Here is a 7,100-nt window from a genome sequence, read left to right as displayed (position 1 = left end):
TACTCTATTTCTCCCTGCCATGTTGATCGACCTCCGTGTTATTTACTTAACTATAACACTAAAGTATCATACGACATCTATCCTAACAGAGGGGGATATTCAAATTACCAAACGAAAGCAAAAGGTGGAGCATACGCTACATTAATTTCAAGATCCGTTGGTGGATCCTACACTGTAGACGCTAGAGAAACTGGTCATTCAGGTCCAGCAAGTTGGCGTAGAGATGTAACGGACAGTAAAACTTATTCTTTACCAAGTATTCAATCTGCTGGTTATGACGCAATAGTTCAATTTAGTAATGATCTTAATACTCCAGTAAATGTACGAGTAACTGGAAGTTGGGCAAGTAACTAATCAAAAGTTGATAAAGAATCAGCTCACAGCTTGTAGACAAAGGCTAATAAGCTATGTCTACAAGCTTATTTAAACCATAATAATTGAATCCTAACGTATAAATAGAAGGTCATCTCATCACCTAATTAGACAAAATGAGGTGACGATTTGAATAAGCATCTGTGGCAAATAGTAATAATTTAAAGTAATATAGGTTGTATACGGAGTAAAGTAAGGTGGTTTTTGTAAACAGAACCGTTTTTTTCAGAGAATTTAAGAGGTGAAAAGTGTGCTTACAAACCAATTATTCGTCGAATTTAAGAGAGCGTTTACAATTAGAAATATACTAATATGGATGATTATTTTATTTATTCCAGTCTTTAGATTCTTTATGATTATAGGGTCTTATGAGTTTTTTGTTCCTATAGAGGTTTTCCAAGAAATGGTTTCGGGAATTATTCCTTTGCTTTTTCCTGCTATTATTATTGCAATCTATTTACCAACTTTTTTAGAGGAACAGCGAAACAATTTTATTCAATATACTCGGCCTAGAATTCCTTTAAATATGTACTTACTATGTAAGGGTATAGTAAATGCAGTATTAACGGGTTTAATAACATTCTTATTGGTCTTTGGCTCTTGTGTCTTTGTACTTTATGTTGAACCGAATTTTGATTTAGTGTCCTATGCCTTTATGGATCAAAATGCGACTGTGCCAGACTTTACATTTTCACAATTTTTATCTTATGGAGATTTAACATATGGCTTAATCTATGCAATCTGGGTTTCTATCAATGCAGTTTTATTCTCCACTTTTGCATTTGTATTACTTCTTACTTTAAACAATTCATTTGTTGCTTTATCTGCTCCATTTCTTTATTATCATGTATTCAATTTTGTTTCAGGTGTACTTGGGAGACCTCAATTCTCACCATTAAGCACAATCTTTCCATTTAATATTATAGAACAGCCTCTATGGACGGTACTAATACCATTTGTAACCCTACTCGTTGCTATTCTTGCTGTCTATATATATTCCATACATAAACGAGAAGAATGGGTAATATAAAATGCGTAAAGGCAATAAGAGAAAAATAGATTACTTATATAGTTTACTTAAGTTGAAATGGGTTTTCCTGGGGATTGTTCTTTACTTTTATGGGTTTATGTTAAAAAATGAGATTTTTGGGAGTGCCACAGAGTTAAAATTATCATTTAATAATTGGGACATTACTTTACGGGTAATGAATGATTTGTACCTTATTGTTTTCTTTGTCGTCCCATTAGTGGTATTTAACTCTATAAAATCTACACTTGTAGACTTTGATTATCAAGTGTTAATCAGACTAGGATCTTTTAAAAAATGGATTTATCACTCATTGATACAATTTTGGTTTAGAAGTTTTCCCGTATTACTCGTGTGGTGTTTTATGTCTTTCTTTTTGACAATTGGATTTCCGTATGAATCAACATGGAGCGGAATTGGTAAATCAGACTATGTTACAAATACTTTACATGTACTAGTGAATTTATATGAAGCTCCTCTTCTTGCATTTATAGCACAAGTTATATTATTAATATTATCCTTTTCGCTACTACATTTATTCATTGCAATATTCTATGTAGTAACCCGAAATAAAAACTTAGTATTTGCAGTATGTGCATTCGTTTTTATAAGTACAATAATTGGGTTTAAATTATTGCCAAAGGAACTATCCTTTTTATCTCCAGCAACCTATTTTTCTATAGCTAAAGCAGCTAATACTTTTGATGTTGCTATAATTGAGCATCTAGTAGTGGTAGTTCTCCTTTTAATTATAATTTTGTACTTACAAGTTATAGATATAAATAACAAAAATTTTAAAAAGCTCATTATACCTTACACTCCAATTATAATTTATTTCATTTTATGCGTAACGGCAATCTTTACTTCAGCTAATTCCTTGAAGGCTGTTCCTGAGGCATCTGTATGGGACATTGCTGTAAAAGCCTTGCAAGGAACTAGCAGTGAGAATTTTATGTACTTGTCGTTTTTTAATTATTCAATTATTTACTTTGGGTTCTTATACTTTGTTCAAGTTTTTTTGAGTAACGAGGTTGGTGATTTAGGTTACTATAAAATCATACGATATCAAAGTTTATTCACGTGGTTTTGGAGTTGGCTAAAAAACTTATTGCTTATGAATCTAGTATTTCTAATTTCAATAATACTGATTTCATTCTTAAGCGCCTTATTATTTGATATTAATATTAGTTTAAACGTATCACTTTTGAAATCTCCTTTGAATCAGATTATTTATCACTTTCTTGTTAACGGCTTCTTTCAACTATGTTTTTATACCTTAGTAGCTTTTATTTTGGCTTGGATTAATAAGGAGTCAATTTACGGAGTTTTACTAATTGGAATATTAATGGTTCTAATGTTACCAGGATTTAATGTAAGGGAAGTATTGCCAGTAGGACTTAATGGGTTTGCTTACTTAGCAAACAGTTCACCATTTTATATAACCATAGTTCTCTTGGTTATGAATGCCATAGCCATTTTAATCATAAACATCTTGTTTCGAAAAAGTACAGTAATTTAATAGGTGAGGTGTAAATATGTCTGTCATTTCAATGACAAATGTTAGTAAATCATTTAAAGGATTAACTCTTTTTGACAGTATTGATTTAAATATAGAAAAAGGAAAGATCTATGGATTTATTGGTCCTAATGGATCTGGAAAGTCAATACTATTCAAAATGATCTGTGGATTTGTATTTCCTGATAGCGGACAAATTAAAGTTCAAGGGGAAACGATTGGTAAGTCAAAGAGATTCCCCGATAACTTTGGCATCATTATAGATCGTCCGGGATATATAGCCAGCAAGACTGGTTTTCAGAATCTACAAGATTTAGCCTCGATCCGTGGGCAAATTAGCGATGAAAAAATTAAAAAGACAATGGAACGAGTGGGTTTGCAACCAGATGCAAAACAAAAAGTTAAGAATTACTCTTTAGGAATGAAACAGAAATTGGCAATCGCTCAAGCAATCATGGAAGACCAGCAGGTTCTTATTTTGGATGAAGCATTTAATGCTTTAGACGCTAGTAGTGTGAATACCATTCGAAATTTATTATTAAAGTTTAAAAAAGAAGGACGTACTATCCTAGTCACAAGTCATAATCAAGAAGATATAGATATTCTTTGTGATGAAGTTTTTCGAATAAATGGGTATAATCTGGAAGCAGTTAGTGTTGCTACAGTTTAATCCTCCATTAAAAGAGTGCAGAATCTTGTGGTCAGACCCCAAACCTAGCAATTGGAAAAGTGGACAGAAAAACGGAAATAGTTAAGGTTCATTTGTCTTTAGTTTGAAAGTGCGTTTTTCTAGATTAATGCATAAAGTTAAATTGGATCATTCCACATTAAACCACCCTTGACCGCTTAGCGGAAAAAGGAGCCGTCGCCACACTCGTCAGCTCGGATAATGAAAAGGGTGGCGAAATGGCCGGAGAATACCTGGTGGAGCAACTAGGTGAAGGTGCGAAAGTAGCGGAACTTGAAGGGGTCCCTGGAGCATCCGCCACTCGTGATCGGGGAGCAGGATTCCACAACATCGCGGATGAAAAGCTTGATGTCGTAGCCAAACAGACGGCAAACTTCGATCGTACTGAAGGATTGAATACGATGGAGAACCTGATTCAGGGGAATCCGGATATCATAGCGGTGTTCGCTCATAACGATGAAATGGCATTGGGAGCACTGCAGGCTATCCAGAGTTCTGGCCGTGATGTATTAGTCGTTGGCGTTGATGGAAATGAAGATGCGATGACTAGCATTCGTAATGGTAATCTTTCTGCGACTGTTGCTCAGCAGCCTGAGAAGATTGGTCAGCTGGCCGTTCAGGCTGGGGCTGATGTGTTGCAAGGTAAGAAAGTAGAGAAGAAGATTCCGGTGCCGTTGAAGTTGGTGACGGAGGAGAACGTAGAAGACTCTTCAGAATAAATTGTGGTGGTAAACCTCATTCGTGCATTTGTACGAATGAGGTTTTTTCCTTTGGTGATAAAAGTAGTGGAGAAAAGAATTCACCTTTTCTTGTTTGCGTTTGCTCCAAATGAGTTGTGGGTCGTCCTGTTTTTAGATAACTATTGGATGGAGATGTCTGTAAAAAAGGGATTTGAAGACTCTGGGATTGACCGGCTAAATGAAAAAAATCAGGGTTGTACCAATCATCAAGATTTAAACAAAAATTTATTTTACCTCGCAATAAAACAGGTTGTCAACATCTAATTTGTATTTTTCTTGAAAAAATGCTATAATTATCACCTGTTGATTTTTTGTATTGAACGTTTAATTAAATATCTTATTTATTCCGTAGGGAAATTCAAACAGTTTTTGTGAGCTTTTTAGGCAATAGTACCCGAGTGTTTATACAAGGAGGACTAATATATTGAATTTAATCAATAAGAAAGTTACACATGAGCGGTTTGGTATGGGAAGCATCGTGAATCATAGTGATACGGTGGTTGAAATCCATTTCGCCTCGGAAAATAAAAAATTTGTATACCCGGATGCATTTGGACAGCACTTGAAACTACATGATAAAAGTGCTGCCAACTCACTTGAAAAAATTTTACACGAGCAGGAAATGGAACTCAAAGAGGAAGAAATGCAGAAAGAAGAGGAAAAGGCACGGCAAAGAAGAAACCAGGAGCTTCGAGTGGGGCATGAAAAAAGTATGAAAAATCATAAACTTCATCCCGAATCGCAGATGGTTTACAGGTGCGATACAGAAGAACAGAGTAGCTCCTTTTCAGATTGGACGGTTTCCTCTGGTGAAATAAAAAGTGGTACTAAAAAGGGTAAGCCAAACAAGCCCAGTCGCTTACACCAAAACAGTGCGGTCCTGCTGACAGCAGTCGATCCCGGCATGCCTGAAAAAGACAGACGGATATTAGGTGTCTATATGGTAAAGGATCATTTCATCGGTAAATTTTGTGAAGATGGAAATATTCCTGCCCATTCCCATTACAGACTCCAACTGACAGACGAGGAATCGAAACAGATGCCTTTCTGGAAGTACTATGTCAATGAAAAATCCCCTCAACAAACGACATGGAATACAGGCAAGTACCGATATTTCGATAATTTGTGGATGGCTCAGATTTTGCGTGACATCGTTTCATTGAAAAGTGACACGAAGGAACAAGAGCTGGCACAACAATTTCTGGACCACTTCTCTAAGATGAATCAAATAGTAGAGCAAGAGTTAAAAGAACCAAATGGAGCATTATTGCGTGCTTAGATAAGAACAGCGGGGGAACCGGCACATATAAGGTGAGAGAAAGTGTGAGGTTCACTGCGAATAGTGTTAAAAAGGGACAAGGCTGCCGCCTTGTCCCTTTTAGTGGTTTTTGGACACCTTATTTGGTGATATTGGGGTCAGACCCCGTTTTTACTCTCGCTAACTGGAAGCGGAGCAACTTGATCAAGATATTACTTCTTGAAATTTACTAGTTTACTAATAACAACTATTTTTACGGTAAAATATAACTAAAATGTTCTGAGGGTGTTATATCATGAAAAAACCATTTTATATGACTCAAATTGCTTTATCAAAAAAAGTAGGGTGGTCAGAAGCCAATGGTAGATGGTGGATAAAATATTTTTCAGAGTTTATTCCAGTGAAGAAAGATGGCAGAAAGAAGTTTTTTAGTGATGAGTCATTTGATGTTTTATCTAAAATAAAATTCTTAAGCGAAAATGGTCTTACAAAGAACGAAATTTTGGAGATATTTAAAAAGAGTGGCATTCCAAAAACAGAACAAGAAACCACTGATTTAATAACAAACAATATATCTTTTAAGTATCATGACAAGGAAATTGCTAATTCTCTTCCTGCTCAAAAGGAACTTTTAATTCCCTTATTAAATGTTCTTAGGGATAAAAAACCTTATACCACGACTATGATAAACGACGGAGTTATTGATCAACTTGGATTATCAGAGGAGCAATTAAACATCACCTATTCCGATGGTAAAGAGTTTATTTTTGCCAATAGAATGAGGTCAGCAAGATACTCACTCAAGAAAGAAGATTATATCGAAGAGGTAAGTAAATATACATATCAAATCACAGAAGAAGGTTTAGAACTTCTCCATGATAATTCTAAAGAAAAAGAAGATGAAATTGAGGAGCTTGAAAAAGTTGTTGATCCTTTTGAAACCATTCAAGAGAAAGTCGAAGAAATTGAGTCCGATTTAATAAAAGATTTAATCGATCACCTTAAACAAGCCCATTGGCGAAGGTTAGAAACGATTGTCGTAGAGTTATTAACTTCAATGGGATATGGTGATGGGGAAGTTACTAAAAGGACCAATGATGGTGGTTTAGACGGCATTATCAAAGAAGACAAATTAGGCCTGGATAATATTTATGTTCAAGCAAAACGGTGGGAAAATACAGTAGGAAGTCCAGAAGTGATGGGATTCTCAGGGGCATTGGACGCAAAAGGTGCCAAAAAAGGTATTTTCATAACAACCTCTAACTTTTCAAAGGCAGCTGAAGAATATGTTGAAAGATTGGTAGATGTTAAGAAAATTGTTTTGATTGATGGTAGGAAGTTAGCTAAGTTGATGATAGAAAATAATATTGGGGTTAGTAACAAGAAAAAGTTTGTTGTGAAAGAAGTGGATTTTTCTTATTTTGAAGGTGAGTAAAAGTCTGGTGTATGTCCCTAGTGCATTAGCTTAAACCAAATGAAGTAGGGCAGTAACAATTTTA

7 protein-coding genes and 1 pseudogene are annotated in these 7,100 nt (G+C 35.1%); all 8 read left to right on the top strand.

Translation table 11 applies throughout. The features are described 5' to 3' along the window. A partial coding sequence (locus DET59_RS21875; RefSeq protein WP_220154061.1) for a hypothetical protein occupies positions 1-354 on the top strand: 354 nt, incomplete at its 5' end. Between the two features lie 268 nt (positions 355-622). Further along, positions 623-1,402 (top strand): ABC transporter permease, encoded by a 780-nt coding sequence (locus tag DET59_RS10895; RefSeq protein ID WP_113969696.1) that lies wholly within the window; start codon positions 623-625, stop codon positions 1,400-1,402. A 1-nt stretch (position 1,403) separates the two neighbouring features. Next, a complete protein-coding gene (locus DET59_RS10890) occupies positions 1,404-2,918 on the top strand; it encodes a hypothetical protein (RefSeq protein WP_113969695.1) in 1,515 nt (504 codons plus the stop codon). A gap of 16 nt (positions 2,919-2,934) precedes the next feature. Beyond that, positions 2,935-3,585 carry an ABC transporter ATP-binding protein gene (locus DET59_RS10885; RefSeq protein ID WP_113969694.1) on the top strand — a complete coding sequence of 217 codons (651 nt, stop codon included), beginning with the start codon at positions 2,935-2,937 and terminating at the stop codon, positions 3,583-3,585. A 164-nt stretch (positions 3,586-3,749) separates the two neighbouring features. Further along, positions 3,750-4,322 (top strand): annotated as a pseudogene (locus DET59_RS10880) (substrate-binding domain-containing protein); the annotation flags it as partial. A gap of 66 nt (positions 4,323-4,388) precedes the next feature. Continuing rightward, entirely contained in the window at positions 4,389-4,607 is a 219-nt protein-coding gene (locus DET59_RS21645; protein WP_181778122.1) for a hypothetical protein, read from the top strand. A 160-nt stretch (positions 4,608-4,767) separates the two neighbouring features. Beyond that, positions 4,768-5,622: a malate synthase gene (locus DET59_RS10870; protein ID WP_113969692.1), complete on the top strand. Its 855-nt coding sequence runs from the start codon at positions 4,768-4,770 to the stop codon at positions 5,620-5,622. A 274-nt stretch (positions 5,623-5,896) separates the two neighbouring features. Next, a complete protein-coding gene (locus DET59_RS10865) occupies positions 5,897-7,036 on the top strand; it encodes a restriction endonuclease (RefSeq protein WP_113969691.1) in 1,140 nt (379 codons plus the stop codon). The last annotated feature ends 64 nt before the right edge of the window (positions 7,037-7,100 follow it).

It is taken from the genome of Rossellomorea aquimaris, assembly GCF_003315075.1.
GTDB lineage: Bacteria > Bacillota > Bacilli > Bacillales > Bacillaceae_B > Rossellomorea > Rossellomorea aquimaris_C.
Note: the sequence above shows the minus strand (reverse complement) of the source record. Positions and strands in the feature narration are given on the sequence as shown.